Origin of the sequence: Paraburkholderia sp. EG304, from assembly GCF_046543485.1 — a bacterium.
In the GTDB taxonomy this organism is placed as follows: domain Bacteria; phylum Pseudomonadota; class Gammaproteobacteria; order Burkholderiales; family Burkholderiaceae; genus Paraburkholderia; species Paraburkholderia youngii.
Genome location: NZ_JBKGUA010000007.1, coordinates 207,226 through 224,491, shown reverse-complemented (window position 1 = coordinate 224,491; position 17,266 = coordinate 207,226). Strand labels below are relative to the sequence as shown.

The window sequence follows — 17,266 nt, the reverse complement described above, 5'->3', positions numbered from 1 at the left end:
AACTCGGGAATAAACTGGGTCTATGGCCAGTTCTGCTGTGAAAGACAGCAACGACACCACGCGGGGCGCTCGACAGCAGCGACCCGCACGACGCAGCCGCCATGCCCTTGGAGGGACCCACGTGGTCCAGACCGACTCAGACGCCGCCCACGCGCGCGGCGAGCCAGATGCCGGCGCCGACGCCGATGCAGCGAAAAGCCGCCGCTTCCAGCAGCTGGCGTTGCCGCATCTCGACGCCGCGTACAACCTTGCGCGCTGGCTGTGCGGCAATCCGAACGATGCCGAGGACGTCGTGCAGGAAGCGTTCATGCGCGCGTTCCGCTTCTTCGATACGTTTCGCGGCGACTCCGCGCGGCCGTGGCTGCTCGCGATCGTGCGCCGCACCTGGTACACGGAATGGCGGCGGCGCGCGCCGTCGCACGACATGCTCGAATTCGACGAAACGATGGACGACGCGACCCTCGACGGCTGGAGCGCAGGCGGTGACGATCCGCAGACGCTGCTGATCCGCGACGAGGATGTGCGACTGGTGCACGATGCGCTGGCGCTTTTGCCGGTCGAGTATCGTGAGGTGCTGATCTTGCGTGAGCTCGAAGAGATGGGATATCGGGAGATCGCGGTGGTGGCCGATGTGCCGATCGGTACGGTGATGTCGCGGCTCGCGCGTGGGCGGCGCAAGCTGGCGGAGGTGTTGATGGCGCAGCAGCGAGGCGGAGGGGAGCCAGTCGGCAAGGCGCGTAAAGGCGGGCAGGGCAGCCGGCAGGAGGGGCCGCCGGATCGGGACGCGCAGTCCGGGCGACTCGCACGGTCTGCGGCCACCGCGGCCCCTGCACCTTGCGTCCAGCCGGCCAGAAGTTCAGGCGACGGTCGCCCGGCCTCGTCGGCGGGTATGCCCGCCACCGCAACAGTGACACAGCTCCGGGCGTTTGCCGACGGCCGGCCCCTCAACATTCCCGGCGCTGCCGCCGACCCCGCTCAGGAGACGCCGGATGGACTGTAACGAAGCTCGGCCGCTCCTCGATGCGAATGCCGATCACGAATTGCCGGCGCCCGATGCGCGCCGCGTCCAGCAGCATATCGAGAGCTGCGACGATTGCCGGCGCGCGAGCGACAACGTGCGTGCGCTGAGTGGCGCGCTGCGCGCGGCGCCGTATCATCGGGCGCCGCAGTTGTTGCGGGCGCGGATCGTGGCGGGTTTGCCCGGCGTCGTCGACGAAGGGGGCGTGGTCTCGGCCGCGACGGGTGCGCCTGACGATGTGCCGAAGCAGTCCGCCTCCGGGATGACGCAGCCGGCGACGCAGCAACCTCGGCGTCAGCGTCGCGCGGCGAGGTGGTCCGTGTGGCTCGACGGCTGGCTCGGGGGCTTCGGCGGCCCGCTCGGCGCGGGCGGGGCAAACCGCGCGGCCGCGCGCGGCGGTCTTGTGGCACTGGTGATCGCGTTGTGCGCAGCCGCCGCGGTCCTGACGCTGACACTGCACCGTCCGGCCGAATCCTCGCCGTTCACCGACGAACTCGTCGAAAGCCACGTGCGCGCGCAGGTCTCCGGCCGCGACATCGACGTGATTTCGACAGACCGTCACACGGTGAAGCCATGGTTCAACGGCCGACTCGACTATTCGCCGCCGGTCGAGGACCTCGCGGCGGCCGGCTTCGCGCTTCAGGGTGGCCGGCTCGACTACCTCGCGCATCAGCGGGTCGCGGTGCTCGTGTACCGCTACGGCAAGCACGTGATCGACGTGTACGTGTTTCCGCAGTCCACGGCGGGGGGCGCGGCGCCGGCGGCGCTTGGTCACGACGGCTATTCGATCGCACACTGGGACGCGGCGGGCATGACCTGGTGGGCGATCACGGACGCCGCGCCCGATGCGCTCACGGGCTTCGAAGCGGCGCTCAGAGCGCGGTTGCAGAGCGGCAGCCAACGCAGGGAAGCGGGTTGAGCGGCTGCCGCGGCCGGATTTCCCCGGTTCTGTAATCCCTAAGCTCTTGAAAACACATTCGATTCCATGGCCGAATCGGCGGAATGCCTTGCAACCCCTCACCATTCGGGTTACACTTTTGGGCTTCTCACTTGCCGCACCGGTTCCGACGCCCGGGCGGCTTCTATCCAAAAGTCAGCACAAGGAGTGTGTAATGCGTCATTACGAAATCGTCTTTATCGTGCATCCCGATCAAAGCGAGCAAGTGCCCGCCATGATCGAGCGTTACAAGAGCACGATCACGTCGCACGGTGGTCAGATTCACCGCGTCGAAGACTGGGGCCGTCGCCAACTGGCCTACATGATCGAGAAACTCGCGAAGGCTCACTACGTCTGCATGAACATCGAATGCGACCAGACCACGCTCGACGAGCTGGAACACGCGTTCAAGTTCAACGACGCCGTTCTGCGTCACCTGATCGTCAAGATGAAGAAGGCCGAAACCGGCCCGTCGCCGATGATGAAGGAAGTGCAGCGCGAAGAAGCCAAGAAGTCGGCAGCCGCTCAGCCGACCGAAGCGCAGGCTTAAGACACACTATTTAAGCTACCAGACACGCAGCGTCGCTCCGCTCACGTACACGAAGGCATCTCAAGTACATGAACCGGCTGCAACTTACGGCGAGCGTCGTCGAACGCGAAGCGGTGCGGTACACCCCCGCCGGCGTTCCGATTGCGAGCTGCACGTTGCACCACCGCACGGAAGTCGTCGAGGCGGGCATTGCCCGTCAGGTCGAACTAACCATGCAGGCGGTCGCCGCGGGCGAAGCGAGCGGTAAGCTCGAAAACTGTCAGATGGGCGTCGAAACGCTCTTCACAGGTTTTCTGGCTAAAAAGCACCGTAACGCGCGAACTCTGGTATTTCACATCACAGCATTGCAGGACATTGGAAAGGACTAATCATGCCCCGCCCGACTGGTAAGAAATTCGACAAGCGTCGTCAGCAACAGAACCCGCTCTTCAAGCGCAAGAAGTTCTGCCGTTTCACGGCCGCTGGCGTCGAGTACATCGACTACAAAGACATCGAAACGCTGAAGGACTTCATTGGCGAGAACGGCAAGATCACGCCGGCACGTCTCACGGGTACCAAGGCGCACTATCAACGCCAGCTGGACACGGCTATCAAGCGCGCGCGTTTCCTCGCGCTGATGCCGTACACCGACCAGCACAAGGCCTAACCCGACGACGCGATAAGGAGCATCCGAATGCAAATCATTCTTCTGGAAAAAGTCGTCAATCTGGGTAACCTGGGCGACATCGTGAAGGTCAAGGACGGTTACGCACGTAACTTCCTGATCCCGAACAAGCAAGCTCGCCGTGCAACGAAGGAAGCCCTGGCTGAATTCGAAGTGCGCCGCGCAGAACTCGAAAAGGTCGCCGCTGAAAAGCTGGCAGCCGCTCAGGCTCAAGGCGAAAAGCTGGCAGGCCAAACCGTTCAGATCAATCAAAAGGCTGGCGTCGACGGCCGTCTGTTCGGTTCGGTGACGAACGCCGACATCGCCGAAGCACTGGGCAAGCAAGGCTTCGCAGTGGAAAAGGCGCAAGTGCGTCTGCCGGAAGGCCCGCTGAAGATGGTTGGCGAGCACCCGGTTCAGGTTTCGCTGCACACCGACGTTCTCGTCGATCTGACGGTGGCTGTGATCGGCGAGCACGTCTAAGTCGAGCGCTGAGCATCACGCAGGATCAGCCAGCACTTCGCTGGTGAAGGGCAGGGGCCGGGTAACCGGCCCCTGCTTTTTTTGTGCCCGACTATCGTCGTGTATCCCCCGAGTTGGCGTTTTTTCCGCTCGCAGCCGTCGTCGGATTGCCCGATAATTCCTCCCCATGAACGCACCGTCCAAAGATCCCCAACTCGAGTCGCTGAAAGTCCCCCCGCATTCGATCGAAGCCGAGCAATCGGTGCTGGGCGGCCTGCTGCTCGACAACGCGGCGTGGGACCGCATCGCCGACTTCCTCGCGCAGAGCGACTTCTACCGTTACGACCACCGCATCATCTTCGAGCACATCGGCAAGCTGATCGCGGCCACGCGTCCGGCCGACGTGGTCACCGTCTATGAAGCGCTCGGCACCTCGGGCAAGGCGGAAGAGGTCGGCGGCCTTGCTTACCTGAACGCGCTCGCGCAGAACACGCCGAGCGCCGCCAATATCCGCCGCTACGCGGAAATCGTGCGCGACCGCGCGGTGCTGCGCCGGCTCGTGTCGGTCGCCGATGAAATCTCCGCCGACGCGTTCAACCCGCAAGGCAAGGAAGTCCGGCAATTGCTGGACGAAGCGGAATCGAAGGTGTTCTCGATCGCCGAAGACGGCGCGCGCGGCACGCAGGGCTTCCTCGAGATCGGGCCGCTGCTGACCGAAGTGGTCGAACGGATCGACACGCTCTATCACACCGCCAATCCGAGCGACGTGACCGGTACGCCAACCGGCTTCGTCGATCTGGACCGCATGACCTCGGGCATGCACGGCGGCGAGTTGATCATCGTCGCGGGCCGTCCGTCGATGGGTAAGACGGCGTTTTCGATGAACATCGGCGAGTACGTCGCGGTCGAGTACGGACTGCCGGTCGCGGTGTTCTCGATGGAAATGCCGGGCACGCAGCTCACGATGCGTATGCTGGGTTCGGTTGGCCGGCTCGATCAGCATCGCATGCGGACCGGGCGTCTGACCGACGAGGATTGGCCGAAGCTCACGCACGCGGTGCAGAAAATGAGCGAGGCGCAGATCTTCATCGACGAAACCGGCGGTCTGAACCCAATGGAACTGCGCTCGCGCGCGCGCCGGCTGTCGCGCCAGTGCGGCAAGCTCGGGCTGATCATCATCGACTATCTGCAGCTGATGAGCGGCTCGTCGGCGGGCGAAAACCGCGCGACCGAAATCTCGGAAATCTCGCGTTCGCTGAAGAGCCTCGCGAAGGAGCTCGACGTGCCGGTGATCGCATTGTCGCAGCTGAATCGCGGCCTCGAGCAGCGGCCAAACAAGCGGCCGATCATGTCGGACCTGCGCGAATCGGGCGCTATCGAACAGGACGCCGACGTGATCCTGTTCATCTACCGCGACGAAGTGTACAACCCGGACAGCCCCGACAAGGGCACTGCGGAGATCATCATCGGCAAGCAGCGGAATGGTCCGATCGGCCCCGTTCGGCTCACGTTCCATGGTCAATACACGAAGTTCGACAATTTTGCGGGTGCGCAGAACTTCTACGGCGGCGAGTGAGGCGAGGCGCCGTGGGCTGTTGTAACGGCGCTGTTGCGAGTGCGGCAATGATGGCGGAACGGTACAATATGGCGGTTTTATGTCAGCCATTACGTGACCCATTTCCAGGATCCCAATGTTCGGTCGATTCATGCCCACCGAGGGCAAGTTCTTTGAAATCTTCAATTCGCACGCAACGTGCATCATCTCGGCGAGCCGCGAACTCGAGCTCCTGATCGACAATCTGCAGGACGCCGAAATCCACAAGCAAAACGTGCAAAAGGCCGAGAAAGCGGCCGACAAGCTCACGCACGAAGCCATCGACCTGCTGCACAAGACTTTCATCACGCCGCTCGACCGTGACGAGATCCACAAGCTGATCACGACGATGGACGACATCCTCGACCTGATGGAGGACGTCGCCACCGCGATCTCGCTGTACGACGTGCAAGCGGTCACCTCGGAGGCGAGCCAGCTCGCGCATATCTGCACGGCGACCTGCGAGCGCGTGCAGTTCGCGGTCAGCCTGCTGTCGGACATGAAGGAGGCGCGCCAGATCCTGAAGGCCTGCGAGGAAATCGACCGGCTCGAATCGGAAGCCGACCGCGTGCTGCGCGCGGCGATGTCGAAGCTGTTCCGCGAGGAAGACGACGTCAAGGTCCTGATCAAGCTGAAGGCGATCTACGAGCTGCTCGAAACGATCACGGACAAGTGTGAGGATGTGGCGAACATCATCGAAGGCATCGTGCTGGAAAACGCATAATGCAATCGATACAACTCGCTATCTGGGTCGTAACCGGCCTGGTTGCCATTGCGCTGGTGTTCGACTTCATGAACGGCTTTCACGACGCGGCGAATTCGATCGCCACGGTCGTATCGACCGGCGTGCTGAAGCCGCAGCAGGCGGTGGCGTTCGCGGCGGCGTTCAACGTCATCGCGTATTTCGTGTTTCACCTGAAGGTGGCCGCAACCGTCGGCAGGGGCACGATCGATCCGGACATCGTCGATCATTACGTGATCTTCGGCGCGCTGGTCGGCGCGATCGCGTGGAACGTGATTACCTGGGTCTACGGCATTCCGTCCAGCTCATCGCACGCGCTGATCGGCGGCCTCGTCGGCGCGGCGCTCGCCAAGTCGGGCTGGGGATCGCTGAACTGGGACGGCCTGATGAAGACCGTCGCGTTCATCTTCATTTCGCCGCTGCTCGGCTTCGTGCTCGGTTCGTTTTTCATGCTGCTGGTGTCGTGGCTGTACTTCCGCACGCCGCCGAGCAAGGTCGACAGGCGCTTCCGCCGCCTGCAACTGCTCTCCGCCGGCCTGTACAGCCTCGGTCATGGCGGCAACGACGCGCAGAAGACAATCGGCGTCATCTGGATGCTGCTGATCGCAACCGGGTTTGCGTCGATGAAGGCGGATGCGCCGCCGCTGTGGGTGATCGGCGGCTGCTATCTGTCGATGGGTCTCGGCACGCTGTTCGGCGGCTGGCGCATCGTCCGCACGATGGGACAGAAAATCACGAAGCTGAAGCCGGTCGGCGGCTTCTGTGCGGAGGCGGGCGGAGCGCTTACCCTGTTCACCGCGTCGGCGCTCGGCATTCCCGTCTCCACCACCCATACGATCACCGGCGCGATCGTCGGGGTCGGCGCGACGCAGAAGTTGAGCGCGGTGCGCTGGGGCGTGGCCGGTAACATCGTGTGGGCGTGGATTCTGACGATTCCGGCATCCGCGCTGCTGTCCGGCGGAGCCTGGTGGCTGGGTCACCACTTCCTGTAATCGCCGTGCGATGCAGGCCTGCGCTGCTGGATTTGGCTGACTCTGGCTGAACCGCACGCGCGGGCTTCGGCTTCATGCCGCCCGTTGCATCGCACCGGTTTCCCTGCATAGTTCGATTGAACGCGCGACTGCGCCGTCCTGAAGGCCGTCGCGTCGCTCTTTCCGTTCAGATCAGCGGTGCGTTTGCGCCGTCCATCGGGATGATCGCGCCCGTCACATAGCTTGCACGGCGACTCGCGAGGAACAGCGCCACGTCGGCGATTTCCTCCGGCTTTGCGTAGCGGCCGAGCGGCGTCCTGGCCTGGCCGCGCGCGAGCGCTTCGTCGTTGCCGATGCCTTGTTGCGCCGCCTCCAGCCGAACCGCTTCCTCGACGCGCTCGGTCAGCGTCGCACCCGGATTGATCGCGTTGATGCGGATGCCATAGCGCGCGTAGTAGTGCGCGAGGCCGACGGTCGCGAGCATCAGCGCCGCGTTGGCCGCGCCGCCTGCGATATGGATGTCGCTCGCGATCTTGCCGCCCATGCCGATGATATTGACGATCGTGCCCGGCTCGGCACCGCCGTTGGCCTTCGCGCGCTCGGCCATACGGCGCAGCACCTCCTGCTGCGGATAGATATACGGGAAATACTTCGCCTCCATCGTCGCCCGAAATGCGTCGGCATCGAGCGTCTCGGGGTCGTACCGGCGCGCGGCGCCGGCGCTATTGATCAGCACGTCGATCGGGCCTACCGCGGCGCTGACTTCCTCGACGATATCGGCGGCACTGTGCGGCTCGTGCAGGTCGGCACGCGTGCGATGCACGTGGAATCCTTCCTGTTTCAGCTGTTCGTAAGCGCGCGCGAGGTTGGCGGGGTCGCGCGACACGATCGCGACCTTCGCGCCTTCCTGTGCGAAGGCCCGCGCGCAGGCGAAACCGATGCCTTTGCTGCCGCCGGTGATGAGCACCACCTTATTTTTGAGCCCGAGTTCCATGGTCGTTACCCGCCGTCGAAAGAATATCGATGACGATAGCAGATCACGACGTCAGAAGTTGCCGTTCGCGAAACGGGCGATCGGGTCGTCGCTGCTTTGCGCGGGGGCGGGCACGCCGTGGGAAACCGTCGACGCGCGCATCAGCTGCACGGCGCCAGCGCCGTCGGTCTGCTGTGCCTGGCGGGCCTGGCGTTCCGCGATGGATGCGGGCGGCGGCGGCTCGAATGCATCGGCGGCGGCGTCGATTGCGTCGGGTGCGGTTGGCGGGAGGACGCGGGCAGTCGTGGCTGGCTGGATCGGTTGAGCGGATGAAGGAGCGCCGCTTTCATACGTGCGTGTCTGAGCCACCGGGACCAGCGGCGGTGCCACCGCGCCCGCCGAGCGCGCCTGCAGTTGCGCGGCGCTGAGGCCCGACGGCGGCGGCTCGAATTGATCGGATTGCGCGACGGGCGTGCCGCTGCCTGCACCGGTCGGCGGGATCGTGCCGACATAGGTCGACGCTGGTCGAACCGCCACCGTCGCCGCCGCGCCCGCGGCAGCGCGCTCCGTTTGCGGCGCGGCCGCCTGATAGCTCGGCGTATCGAACGGCGCGGGCGTCGCCGCCGGTCCCGCCATCCGGCGGATGCCGTCGAAACGCTTCGCCCAGTAGGGATTGGTCAGATAGTCGAGCCGCACTGTGCCGCCGGTCGATGGCGCGTTGACGAAGCGCAGCTTGCCCACGTAGATGCCGACGTGCGAATGCGCGCGCCCGGTAGTATTGAAAAAGATCAGATCGCCGGGCGCGATTTCGTCCGGCTCGACGGATTCGCCGCGCCCGCTCATCTCGGCCGTCGTGCGCGGCAGGTTCACCGACGCCGCGCGCAGCACCACATAGCGCACCAGACCGCTGCAGTCGAAGCCGCTGTCGGGCGTATTGCCGCCCCAGCGGTAGGGCACGCCGACGAGGCTCATCGCCTGAATCGAGATTTCCTCGCGGCCGATGCTGTGATCGACGAAATGGGGGAAGCCGGGCGGCGGCTCGTGGTAGGCGCCGTTCGCGACGACGGTGCCGCCGGACCCGCGCGACGTCTTTTGCGGCGCGCCGGCGCAAGCGGCGAGCAGCAGGACGGGCAGCAGCGATAGGGCGAGTCGGCGCATGAAGACAGCACGGGCGGTAAGCGCCCATTTACTCACTGACGATGTCGGGATGGTAGCCGCCCAACAAGGCTGCCGCAAGGATTGTTGATAAATTACTTGAAGTTTGTGCGCTAAGTGTTGCCTGCGGAGAACGTCGGCGCAATAAAAAAGCCGCGTCCGGATCGAACCGGACGCGGCTTGCGATGAAAGCCGGAAAAAACCTGCGAACGCCTAGAGAATCTCCGACGCGTAGTCAGCGAGGCGCGAGCGCTCGCCGCGCGCGAGCGTCACGTGTCCGCTGTGCGCCCAGCCCTTGAAGCGGTCGACCACATAGGTCAGGCCCGAACTACCCTCGGTCAGGTAAGGCGTGTCGATCTGCGCGATGTTGCCGAGGCAGATGATCTTCGTGCCCGGACCCGCGCGCGTGACGAGCGTCTTCATCTGCTTCGGCGTCAGGTTCTGCGCCTCGTCGATGATCAGATACTTGTCGACGAACGTGCGGCCGCGCATGAAGTTCATGCTCTTGATCTTCAGGCGCGAGCGGATCAGCTCCTGGGTCGCGGCGCGGCCCCATTCGCCGGCGGCGTCGTCGGTTTTCTGCAGCACTTCCAGGTTGTCGTCGAACGCACCCATCCACGGCTGCATCTTTTCCTCTTCGGTGCCCGGCAGGAAGCCGATGTCTTCGCCGACCGGCACGGTCGCGCGGGTCACGATGATCTCGTTGTAGCGCTTGTCGTCGAGCACCTGCGCGAGGCCCGCCGCGAGCGCGACCAGCGTCTTGCCGGTGCCGGCCTGGCCGAGCAGCGTGACGAAGTCGATTTCCGGATTCATCAGCAGGTTCAGCGCGAAGTTCTGCTCACGATTGCGCGCCGTGATTCCCCACACGTTGTTCTTGTGGTGGCCATAGTCACGCAGCGTTTGCAGCAGCGCGGTCTTGCCGTTCAGCTCGCGCACCAGTGCATGAAACGCGGGCTCGCCGTTCTGCGGCTCCAGATAAACGAACTCGTTGACCAGCATCGATGCGCACAGCGGACCCGTCACACGGTAGTACGTGGTGCCGGTTTTGGTGTCCTGCCAGCTTTCCATGCCCTTCGCGTGCCTGGTCCAGAAGTCTTGCGGCAGCGCGCGGATGCCCGTGTACAGCAGGTCGCTGTCCTCGAGCACCTGGTCGTTGAAGTAGTCTTCGGCGGGCAGGCCGAGCGCATGCGCCTTGATGCGCATGTTGATGTCTTTCGACACCAGCACGACCTGGCGATCCGCGCGATCGCGCTGCAGCGCGCGCACGACGCCGAGGATCTGGTTGTCGGCCTTGCCTTCGGGCAGCCCTTCGACGGGCTCGATCGCGGTCAGCCGGGTCTGGAAGAACAGCCGTCCGGAGGCCTCGCGGCTGCCCAGCCGCGCGAGCGAAATGCCGTCGGTGATGTCGCCCGCGTTCGCGACCAGCGCGTCGAGCGTGCGGCTCACCTGACGCGCGTTACGCGCGACTTCCGACATCCCCTTCTTGTGGTTGTCGAGCTCTTCCAACGTCATCATCGGCAGATAGACGTCGTGTTCCTCGAAGCGGAACAGGCAGCTCGGATCGTGCATCAGCACGTTGGTGTCGAGCACGAAAAGCTTCTGCACCTCGACTGGCGCGGCGCCGGTGCCGCGTTTCTTGCGCGTGGCGGCCGGGGTCGCCGCGGCGGGTGCGGCGGCTGTTTCGGCCGTGGGGTGCTTCGCGCGTGCCACGACCGGTTGAGCTTCGGCCGCGTCGGCGTCGAGCTGCGCATGCGCGGACGGAACCGGCTGCAACAGCGCGGCGGTCTGCCTGGTCTTGCGGCCGCGCGCCGGCGCGGGTTGCGCGGCGGGCGGCGATTCGACGGCGGGCACGGGCCACAACGTGGTGGCGGCGTTGGCGGCGTGCGCCATCGGGGTGGCAACATTGGCGCGGCCGTAATCGGCCGACTCTGCGGATTCCCCTTCACGCGCCTGTTTATTCGCAGTGGAGCGCGCGGGCGTGACGGCTTTGGCCTTGTATTCGTCAGGCGACAAAAGATTGCCGAGCTTGCTGGGGGGAGTAGGCAAAGGCATGGTTTCCCTCGAAATGATCGGGTCACATATCGTGCGCCGCCCGTCGCATTCTGACGATGTCCTCATGGGACACCCAGTCTGCGCGAGGAGGCGCGCATTCGGTCTAGAGATGCCGGTTCGCCTGGTCTTCGATAGGCTCCTTGACGGAAGCGCGCGAACCAGTGAACGAGCGGCTGCGCGCAATTAAAAAAGCCGCCGCCCCGGCATTCGGGGCTAGCGGCTCGACGATGATGCTCGCATTGCGCCTCACGCTCCGAACGGCACCGGTGGATCCGGTCAAGCGGCCGTCAGAGCTGGCGCAGCGGAGAAAAATATGGGGTGGACAGGCACTCATTGCGGCCCAATATAACGCGCATCAAAGCGCTTGTACAGCCTCCAGAATTTCGTCGACGTGGCCCGGCACCTTGACGCCGCGCCACTCCTCGCGCAGCACGCCAGCGGCGTCGATGAGGAACGTGGAGCGCTCGATTCCCCGTACCTCTTTGCCATACATTTTCTTCATTTTGATGACGGAAAACAGCGCGCACAGCGTTTCTTCCGGATCGGAAATCAGCGGGAAGGGTAGTTCGAGCTTGGCCTTGAAGTTGTCATGCGAACGCAAGCTGTCGCGCGATACGCCGATCACTTCCGCGCCGGCCTTCTTGAACTTCGGATACAGATCGCGGAACTGCAGACCTTCGGTCGTGCAGCCCGGCGTGTTGTCCTTCGGATAGAAATACAGCACCACCTTTTTGCCCCGCAGCTTCGACAGCGTGATTTCGCCGCCCGTCGCGGCGGCGGTGAAGTCGGGGATGGGTTGGTCGACTGCGATGGACACGAGGTTCTCCGGTGGTTGGGGCCGGCGTCGCTAGGTGCCGCGGCGTCGGCCGGTCTGTCGTCGAGGTTGTTGTTGTTCGGGGATTCGGTCAGCGTGCGGCTTGCGGTTGCCTTGAGGTTGCCTTGCGGCTGCCCGATCGGCAGGCCACGCGGCGAACGGGCAGGCAGCAAGCGGCGTGCTTACCGACGACTTTCGCGCCGCGCCGCAGCCCTTCAGGGCTGGACGATCAGTTCGCCGGAGCGCCCCGGAATCTCGCCCCACGTAACAGGGTACGATGGCAGCGTGGCGCGGTCTAGCGTGGCGTAGTAATCGCCCATCGTGGCGAACGTGTGGCCCTGCGCGCGCCAGCCTTCGAGCAACTGTTCGAATACCGGCGCGAGCTTCTGTCCTTCGAGCTCCGCGTGCAGCGTGAACACCTGGTCGTGCGGATTTTTTTCGGTTTGTTTCAGCATCCACGCGGCGACGTTGTGCGTGTCGACACCATCGACACCGAGCACTTCGTCGAGCGTCGGCAGCGTGGTCGGCATCTGCACGTGCTTGAGCGTCCTGCCGTCGACCACCGGCAGATACGGCGAGTGGCCGCGACCATCAGACGCGTAGTGCATGCCCCACGCGTCGATCTGCTCGAACGCGTGGCCGTTCATCTGCCAGCCCGCCGCACCGTGCGTGACAGGCGGCGCGCCGAATACCTCGATGAAGCGCGCGTGGCTCTGCTGCATCTGCGCGACGGTCCACGCGCGATCTTTGGCGCGCACGTTGTCCTGCCAGTACACGTGATCCCACGTATGGATGCCGCACTCGAAGCCGGCTTCGTGGATCGCGCGCATTTCGGCCGCGGCTTTCGCGCCGATGTCCGGACCGGGCAGCAGCACGCCGTACATCAGCTGTTTGACGCCGTAATGCTCGACCACCGACGTGCGCGACACCTTCTTCAGAAAACCCGGCCGCAGCACACGGCGCATCGCCCAACCAGTGTGGTCGGGTCCGAGGCTGAACAGGAAGGTGGCGCGCGCCTTGAAACGGTCGAAGATGCGCGCGAGATTCGGCACGCCTTCGCGGGTGCCGCGCAGCGTGTCGACGTCGATCTTCAGGACGATGCGAGCCAAGGACGCGCCCTTTTATTGCTGTTCGACGAGTGCGCGGGCGTCCGCGACATGGCCGCGATACGCTTCGAAAATCTTGCGCAGCGCTTCGTCGAAAGTCGACGTGGGTGCCCAGCCGAGTTCCTGCTTCGTGTTGTCGATCTTCGGCACGCGGTTCTGCACGTCCTGATAGCCGTTGCCGTAGTACGCGCCCGACGACGTTTCGACCAGTTGTACTTTCTTGGCCGAGTCCGCGTATTCGGGGAATTCGGCCGCGAGTGCCAGCATCTTGTGCGCGAGCTCGCGCACCGAGAAGTTGTTGGTCGGATTGCCGATGTTGTAGATCTTGCCGGTGGCGACGCCGTTCTTGTTCTCGATGATCTTCATCAGCGCGCTGATGCCGTCGTCGATATCCGTGAATGCGCGCTTTTGCGCACCGCCGTCGACGAGGCTGATGTTCTCGCCGCGCACGATGTGGCCGAGGAACTGCGTGACCACGCGCGAGCTACCTTCCTTCGGCGTGTAGATCGAGTCGAGGCCCGGGCCGATCCAGTTGAACGGACGGAACAGCGTGAAGTTCAGGCCTTCCATGCCGTAACCCCAGATCACGCGGTCCATCAGCTGCTTCGAGCACGCGTAGATCCAGCGCGGCTTGTTGATCGGGCCGTACGACAGCTGCGATTCTTCCGGATCGAACTGCTCGTCCGTGCACATGCCGTAGACCTCGGAGGTCGACGGAAACACGAGGTGCTTGCCGTACTTGACGGCCGAACGCACGATCGGCAGGTTCGCTTCGAAGTCGAGTTCGAACACGCGCAGCGGCTGCTTCACATAGGTTGCGGGCGTGGCGATCGCGACGAGCGGCAGGATCACATCGCACTTCTTGATGTGATATTCGACCCACTCCTTGTTGATCGTGATGTCGCCTTCGAAGAAGTGCATCCGCTCATGATTGACGAGGTCGCCGAGACGTTCGGTCTGCATGTCCATCCCGAACACTTCCCAGTCGGTCGTTTCGAGAATGCGTTTGGACAGGTGATGGCCGATAAAGCCATTCACACCCAGAATCAGGACTTTTTTCATGAATGAGATTGGATGAGCTGGGCGAATTTCGCCGGACTGACGGCAGTCTCGCCGCCATCGTGCTGGTGCCGCAATTCGTGGATGTTGATCGCGCGGCCGTCGCCGCAAATTGCGAAAACGGCATTATCGCTTACGTGCAGGCCCGGGGGCAAATCCGAGCGGAGCGCGCCGGGCACGGCCAGACGCGCGCGTGCGACGATGAACCGATGGCCGTTCAGATCGGTGAAAGCGCCCGGATACGGCGGCGCGACCGCGCGGATCAGGTTGTAGATCTGCTGCGCGGACTGGCTCCAGTCGATGCGGCCGTCTTCCGGTTTGCGCCCGCCGTAGTAGCTGCCGTGTGCGAGATCGTTCGGCAGATGCGGCGCCTCGCCTGCGAGCAGCGCCGGCAGCACCCGCCACAGCGTTTGCTCCGCCGCGACCGTTACCTTGTCGAAGACCTGTGCGGCGGTGTCGTCGGGCAGGATCGGCACCGGGGTTTGCGCAATGATCGCGCCGGCGTCGGGCTTCGCGGCCATTTCGTGCAGCGTCGCGCCGGTTTCGCTCTCGCCGTTGAGCACCGCCCAGTTGGTCGGCACGCGGCCGCGATACTTCGGCAGCAGCGAGCCGTGCATGTTGTAAGCGCCCCGTGCGGCGATCGCGAGCAGATCGAGCGGCAGCATGTGGCGGTAGTAGAACGAGAAGATGAAGTCCGGCCGCGCGGCGCTCACCGCGGCGCGCAGTTCCGGACTCTTCGGATCGGCCGGCGTGACGACGGCGATGCCGTGCTCGGCCGCGACCGATGCCACGCTGCCGAACCAGATGTTCTCGCTCGGGTTGTCTTCGTGCGTGACGACGAGCGCGACGTCGACGCCGCGCGCGAGCAGCACCTGCAGGCAGCGCACGCCGACATTGTGATACGCGAATACGACGGCGCGCGGCTTCATGGCTGACGTCCCTGATCGGCGACCGGCACCGGCTGCACGCCTTGCGCGACGGTCTGGCGCGGTGCTTCGGCGACGGCGCCGCCGTCGCGTTCTTCGAGAATGGTCTGCACCAGATAACGCGGCCGCGCACGCACCTGCTGATAGATCCGGCCGATGTACTCACCGAGCAGGCCGAGCGCGAAGATGATCACGCCGAGCAGGAAGAAGGTGATAGCGAACAGCGTAAACACACCTTGCACTTCCGCGCCGATGATGAAGCGCCGAATCAGCAGCAGGACGAACAGCGCCGCGGAGCCTAGCGACAGGATCACGCCGATGAACGACAGCCATTGCAACGGCACCACCGAGAAACCGGTGACGAGGTCGAAATTCAGGCGGATCAGCGAGTACAGCGAGTACTTCGACTCACCGGCGAAGCGTTCTTCGTGCGCGACCTCGATTTCCACCGGATTCTGCGCGAACGTGTACGCGAGCGCGGGGATGAACGTGTTGATCTCGCCGCAGCGGTTGATCGTATCGATGATGTGACGGCTGTACGCGCGAAGCATGCAGCCCTGGTCGGTCATCTTGATGCGCGTGATGCGCTCGCGCAGATGATTCATCGCGCGCGACGCCTTGCGGCGCCACAGGCTGTCCTGGCGCTGCCGACGGATCGTGCCGACGTAGTCGAAGCCCTCGCGCATTTTCGCGACGAGCTTGCCGATTTCCTCGGGCGGATTCTGCAGGTCGGCGTCGAGCGTGATCACGATGTCACCCCGCGACTGCTCGAAGCCCGCGAGAATCGCCATGTGCTGGCCGTAGTTGCCGTTCAGCAGGATCACGCGCGTCGTGTCGGGCCGCGCGCGGAACTGCCCGGCAAGCAGCGCCGCGGATTTGTCGCGGCTGCCGTCGTTGATGAAGATCACTTCATAACCGGTGCCGAGCGCGTCGAGCGCCGGATAGAGGCGCGCGAACAGCGCGGCCAGTCCGGCTTCCTCGTTGTACACCGGAATGATGATCGACACTTCCGGTGCGACGGCGCGATGTTCCGAATAAGTCATGTCCGCTTACTTTCCGTAGTGTTCGCAAATTTCGTTGACCGCGCGGCACACGCGCTCGACGTCGCCTTCGTTCATCAGCGTGAAGAGCGGCAGCGTGACGGTGGTGGCGCCGAAGCGTTCGGCATGCGGGAACATGCCTTCCTTGAAGCCGCGCGCACGGTACAGGGAAAACAGGTGCAGCGCCGGGTAGTGCACGCCCGAGCCGATGCCGCGCTCCTTCAGCTCGCCCATGAAGCCGGCGCGGTCGATCGACAGCTTTTCGAGCGGCAGCGTGATCTGGAACATGTGCCAGTTGCTGTTTTCGAAGTCTGCGACAGGCAGGCCGACGCCGAGCTTCACGGCCGCGCCGCCTTCGAGCTGCGCGAAGTACGCGCGCGCGAGCTTCTTGCGCTGCGCGATGAAGCGCTCCAGATGCGGCAGCTGGCCGAGCCCGACGCGCGCGGCGACGTCGGTCAGGTTGTACTTGCCGCCGAGCACGTCGCAGTCCATGCCGTCGAAGCCGGTGCGCGTGATGCCCTGCAGCCGGTACTTCTGCGCGAGCACCGCTTCTTCCTCGTTGTTGAGCACGAGCGCGCCGCCTTCGACCGAGGTCAGGTTCTTGTTCGCGTGGAAGCTGAACGACACGATGTCGCCGAGCTTGCCGATGCGCTCGCCGCGCCAGGTCGAGCCGAATGCCTGCGCGGCGTCTTCGATCACGCGCAGCTTGTGCTCGCGGGCGATCGCGTACAGACGGTCCATGTCGACCGGCAAGCCGGACAGGAACACCGGCAGCAGCGCCTTGGTGCGCGGCGTGATGGCTTTTTCGAGCAGATCGAGATCGATGTTGCGCGTGACCGGGTCGATGTCGGCGAACACCGGCGTCGCGCCGGTTTCGAGGATCACGTTGCAGGTCGACACCCAGGTGGCCGGCGTCGTGATGACTTCGTCGCCGGGACCGACGCCGGCGATGCGCAGGCCGATTTCGAGCGTCGCCGTGCCGGAATTGAACGTGCGCACCGGGCGGCCGCCGCAGAATTCGGACAGCGCGGCCTCGAACTTCTGGTTCTGCGGGCCGGTGGTGATCCAGCCGGAACGCAGCACGTCGGCGACGCCCTGGATCGTTTCCTCGTCGATCTCGGGTTTGACAAACGGCAAAAACGGGACTTGTGACTGGCTCATGAATGCATCGCTCGATTGAAAGGGGCGCGGCCCGACGGGCGCGAAGTAAACCACAAACTACGC

General features: G+C 64.3%; 18 protein-coding genes. 9 read left to right on the top strand and 9 right to left on the bottom strand.

The genetic code is table 11. From position 1 onward, the window contains the following. Positions 1-121 precede the first annotated feature (121 nt). The 9 genes from ACLFKU_RS11725 to ACLFKU_RS11685 all read left to right on the top strand — a co-directional run bounded on the left by ACLFKU_RS11725 (position 122) and on the right by ACLFKU_RS11685 (position 6,938). Positions 122-1,000: an RNA polymerase sigma factor gene (locus ACLFKU_RS11725; protein WP_410849185.1), complete on the top strand. Its 879-nt coding sequence runs from the start codon at positions 122-124 to the stop codon at positions 998-1,000. Further along, positions 990-1,937 carry an anti-sigma factor family protein gene (locus ACLFKU_RS11720; protein ID WP_410849184.1) on the top strand — a complete coding sequence of 316 codons (948 nt, stop codon included), beginning with the start codon at positions 990-992 and terminating at the stop codon, positions 1,935-1,937. Before ACLFKU_RS11725 ends, ACLFKU_RS11720 begins: the two co-directional genes overlap by 11 nt. Positions 1,938-2,130: 193 nt before the next feature. Further along, positions 2,131-2,505 (top strand): 30S ribosomal protein S6, encoded by a 375-nt coding sequence (rpsF, locus tag ACLFKU_RS11715; protein ID WP_013089311.1) that lies wholly within the window; start codon positions 2,131-2,133, stop codon positions 2,503-2,505. Positions 2,506-2,573: 68 nt separating this feature from the next. Further along, positions 2,574-2,873: a primosomal replication protein N gene (priB, locus tag ACLFKU_RS11710; RefSeq protein ID WP_176108684.1), complete on the top strand. Its 300-nt coding sequence runs from the start codon at positions 2,574-2,576 to the stop codon at positions 2,871-2,873. A 2-nt stretch (positions 2,874-2,875) separates the two neighbouring features. Further along, positions 2,876-3,151: a 30S ribosomal protein S18 gene (rpsR, locus tag ACLFKU_RS11705; RefSeq protein ID WP_008922421.1), complete on the top strand. Its 276-nt coding sequence runs from the start codon at positions 2,876-2,878 to the stop codon at positions 3,149-3,151. 27 nt (positions 3,152-3,178) lie between these two features. Continuing rightward, on the top strand, positions 3,179-3,631 hold the full coding sequence (rplI, locus tag ACLFKU_RS11700) for a 50S ribosomal protein L9 (RefSeq protein WP_410849183.1): 453 nt from the start codon (positions 3,179-3,181) through the stop codon (positions 3,629-3,631). Positions 3,632-3,797: 166 nt separating this feature from the next. Continuing rightward, complete coding sequence (locus ACLFKU_RS11695) at positions 3,798-5,186, top strand: replicative DNA helicase (protein ID WP_368582857.1); 1,389 nt, start codon at positions 3,798-3,800, stop codon at positions 5,184-5,186. A gap of 115 nt (positions 5,187-5,301) precedes the next feature. Next, positions 5,302-5,928 (top strand): DUF47 domain-containing protein, encoded by a 627-nt coding sequence (locus ACLFKU_RS11690; protein WP_410849182.1) that lies wholly within the window; start codon positions 5,302-5,304, stop codon positions 5,926-5,928. Next, positions 5,928-6,938 carry an inorganic phosphate transporter gene (locus tag ACLFKU_RS11685; RefSeq protein WP_368582859.1) on the top strand — a complete coding sequence of 337 codons (1,011 nt, stop codon included), beginning with the start codon at positions 5,928-5,930 and terminating at the stop codon, positions 6,936-6,938. Before ACLFKU_RS11690 ends, ACLFKU_RS11685 begins: the two co-directional genes overlap by 1 nt. A 166-nt stretch (positions 6,939-7,104) precedes the next feature. On the opposite strand, the gene ACLFKU_RS11680 is transcribed toward ACLFKU_RS11685, so the two are convergent. The 9 genes from ACLFKU_RS11680 to ACLFKU_RS11640 form a co-directional block, all read right to left on the bottom strand. Then, positions 7,105-7,911, bottom strand: coding sequence for an SDR family NAD(P)-dependent oxidoreductase (locus tag ACLFKU_RS11680; protein WP_368582860.1), 807 nt, complete (start codon positions 7,909-7,911; stop codon positions 7,105-7,107). Positions 7,912-7,962: 51 nt separating this feature from the next. After that, positions 7,963-9,048 (bottom strand): NlpC/P60 family protein, encoded by a 1,086-nt coding sequence (locus tag ACLFKU_RS11675; RefSeq protein WP_410849181.1) that lies wholly within the window; start codon positions 9,046-9,048, stop codon positions 7,963-7,965. Between the two features lie 210 nt (positions 9,049-9,258). Continuing rightward, positions 9,259-11,097 carry a PhoH family protein gene (locus ACLFKU_RS11670; protein WP_410849180.1) on the bottom strand — a complete coding sequence of 613 codons (1,839 nt, stop codon included), beginning with the start codon at positions 11,095-11,097 and terminating at the stop codon, positions 9,259-9,261. A gap of 355 nt (positions 11,098-11,452) precedes the next feature. After that, entirely contained in the window at positions 11,453-11,914 is a 462-nt protein-coding gene (locus ACLFKU_RS11665) for a peroxiredoxin (RefSeq protein ID WP_410849179.1), read from the bottom strand. 212 nt (positions 11,915-12,126) lie between these two features. Further along, positions 12,127-13,020, bottom strand: coding sequence for a polysaccharide deacetylase family protein (locus ACLFKU_RS11660; protein ID WP_368582867.1), 894 nt, complete (start codon positions 13,018-13,020; stop codon positions 12,127-12,129). A 12-nt stretch (positions 13,021-13,032) separates the two neighbouring features. Then, the gene (locus ACLFKU_RS11655; protein WP_176108676.1) at positions 13,033-14,079 is read right to left on the bottom strand and encodes a bifunctional UDP-4-keto-pentose/UDP-xylose synthase; all 1,047 of its coding nucleotides are present in this window, start codon (positions 14,077-14,079) and stop codon (positions 13,033-13,035) included. Beyond that, positions 14,076-15,005: a formyltransferase gene (locus ACLFKU_RS11650; protein ID WP_410849178.1), complete on the bottom strand. Its 930-nt coding sequence runs from the start codon at positions 15,003-15,005 to the stop codon at positions 14,076-14,078. The genes ACLFKU_RS11655 and ACLFKU_RS11650 overlap by 4 nt, the downstream gene beginning before the upstream one ends. Next, on the bottom strand, positions 15,002-16,045 hold the full coding sequence (locus ACLFKU_RS11645; protein ID WP_368582870.1) for a glycosyltransferase: 1,044 nt from the start codon (positions 16,043-16,045) through the stop codon (positions 15,002-15,004). The genes ACLFKU_RS11650 and ACLFKU_RS11645 overlap by 4 nt, the downstream gene beginning before the upstream one ends. A 6-nt stretch (positions 16,046-16,051) precedes the next feature. Then, on the bottom strand, positions 16,052-17,203 hold the full coding sequence (locus ACLFKU_RS11640; protein ID WP_410849177.1) for a DegT/DnrJ/EryC1/StrS family aminotransferase: 1,152 nt from the start codon (positions 17,201-17,203) through the stop codon (positions 16,052-16,054). Positions 17,204-17,266 lie beyond the last annotated feature (63 nt).

Coding starts and splice junctions, on each gene's coding strand:
- ACLFKU_RS11650 (WP_410849178.1), bottom strand. CDS start 15,005: ATGAAGCCGCGCGCCGTCGTATTCGCGTATCACAATGTCGGCGTGCGC.
- ACLFKU_RS11680 (WP_368582860.1), bottom strand. CDS start 7,911: ATGGAACTCGGGCTCAAAAATAAGGTGGTGCTCATCACCGGCGGCAGC.
- ACLFKU_RS11690 (WP_410849182.1), top strand. CDS start 5,302: ATGTTCGGTCGATTCATGCCCACCGAGGGCAAGTTCTTTGAAATCTTC.
- ACLFKU_RS11655 (WP_176108676.1), bottom strand. CDS start 14,079: ATGAAAAAAGTCCTGATTCTGGGTGTGAATGGCTTTATCGGCCATCAC.
- rpsF (WP_013089311.1), top strand. CDS start 2,131: ATGCGTCATTACGAAATCGTCTTTATCGTGCATCCCGATCAAAGCGAG.
- ACLFKU_RS11675 (WP_410849181.1), bottom strand. CDS start 9,048: ATGCGCCGACTCGCCCTATCGCTGCTGCCCGTCCTGCTGCTCGCCGCT.
- rplI (WP_410849183.1), top strand. CDS start 3,179: ATGCAAATCATTCTTCTGGAAAAAGTCGTCAATCTGGGTAACCTGGGC.
- ACLFKU_RS11720 (WP_410849184.1), top strand. CDS start 990: ATGGACTGTAACGAAGCTCGGCCGCTCCTCGATGCGAATGCCGATCAC.
- rpsR (WP_008922421.1), top strand. CDS start 2,876: ATGCCCCGCCCGACTGGTAAGAAATTCGACAAGCGTCGTCAGCAACAG.
- ACLFKU_RS11695 (WP_368582857.1), top strand. CDS start 3,798: ATGAACGCACCGTCCAAAGATCCCCAACTCGAGTCGCTGAAAGTCCCC.
- ACLFKU_RS11670 (WP_410849180.1), bottom strand. CDS start 11,097: ATGCCTTTGCCTACTCCCCCCAGCAAGCTCGGCAATCTTTTGTCGCCT.
- ACLFKU_RS11645 (WP_368582870.1), bottom strand. CDS start 16,045: ATGACTTATTCGGAACATCGCGCCGTCGCACCGGAAGTGTCGATCATC.
- ACLFKU_RS11685 (WP_368582859.1), top strand. CDS start 5,928: ATGCAATCGATACAACTCGCTATCTGGGTCGTAACCGGCCTGGTTGCC.
- ACLFKU_RS11640 (WP_410849177.1), bottom strand. CDS start 17,203: ATGAGCCAGTCACAAGTCCCGTTTTTGCCGTTTGTCAAACCCGAGATC.
- priB (WP_176108684.1), top strand. CDS start 2,574: ATGAACCGGCTGCAACTTACGGCGAGCGTCGTCGAACGCGAAGCGGTG.